This window comes from Pseudomonas sp. P1_F7 (assembly GCF_056405655.1).
This window is the reverse complement of record NZ_JBFUBR010000057.1, coordinates 1-1,273: the sequence shown is the minus strand read 5'-3', so window position 1 is coordinate 1,273 and position 1,273 is coordinate 1. Positions and strand designations below refer to the sequence as shown.

The 1,273-nt window shown below is 64.4% G+C and carries 1 protein-coding gene; it reads left to right on the top strand.

Annotation, left to right across the window (positions count from 1 at the left end; translation table 11 throughout):
- A partial coding sequence (locus AC1D1M_RS31335; RefSeq protein WP_477778679.1) for an immunoglobulin-like domain-containing protein occupies positions 1-1,273 on the top strand: 1,273 nt, incomplete at both ends.

Genomic DNA, 1,273 nt, shown 5'->3' with positions numbered 1-1,273 from the left:
GCCATGCGCCGTTGACCAACTCGATCACCGACGTCAGCGGCGGCAATTACGAGAACCTGGTCGCCGACAAAAACCCGGTCAGCACCACCGTCACCGACACCATCGACACCACCAACCTCAGCCTGAGCGCTACAAGTTCGGTCGCCGAGGGTGGCTCGATCATCTACACCGCGACCCTGACCAACRCCGCCGGTTCGCCGGTGACCGTGACCCTGTCGAACGGTGCCGTGATCACCATCGAGGCCGGCAAGACCACTGGCTCGGTGACCGTCGATGCACCGAAAGACGACKTCTATAAAGATGCTGGCAAAGTCGAAGCGACCATTTCCACCGCCACCGGCGGCGACTTCGAGAACYTGGTGCCGAGCAGCGTACCGGCGGTGACGGAAGTGACCGACACCATCGACACCACCACCGTGAAGCTCAGCGCGACCGAGTCGGCCGCTGAAGGCGGAACCGTTGTCTACACCGCCACCGTCGGTGCCGCCGTCRCCGGTTCGCCKGTCGTCGTGACGTTGGCCAACGGCCAGASCATCACCATCGCSGTCGGTCACACCACCGGCACCATCACCACCAGCGCGCCGAACGACGTGCTGACCGGCCATGCGCCGCTGACCAACTCGATCACCGACGTCAGCGGCGGTAATTACGAAAATCTGGTGGCCGACAAGACGCCGGTGTCGACCACTGTGACCGACACCGTCGACACCGTCGACACCACCAACCTCAGCCTGAGCGCTACAAGTTCGGTCGCCGAGGGTGGTTCGATCACCTACACCGCGACCCTGACCAACGCCGCCGGCTCGCCGGTCACCGTGACCCTGTCGAACGGCGCGGTGATCACCATCGACGCCGGCAAGACCACCGGCACCGTAAGCGTTGCGGCCCCGTCCGACGACGTCTACAAAGACGCCGGTACTGTTGAAGCGACCATCAAAGGCGCCACCGGCGGTGATTTCGAAAGTCTGGTTACCAGCAATACCCCGGCCGTCACCGCCGTCAACGACACCATCGACACCTCGACGGTGAAACTGACCGCCACCGAAACCGCGGCTGAAGGCGGAACCGTTGTCTACACCGCCACCGTCGGTGCCGCCGTCGCCGGTTCGCCTGTCGTCGTGACGTTGGCCAACGGCCAGASCATCACCATCGCCGTCGGTCACACCACCGGCACCATCACCACCAGCGCGCCGAACGACGTGCTGGCTGGTCACGCCCCGCTGACCAACTCGATCACCGACGTCAGCGGCGGTAACTACGAGAACCTGGTGGC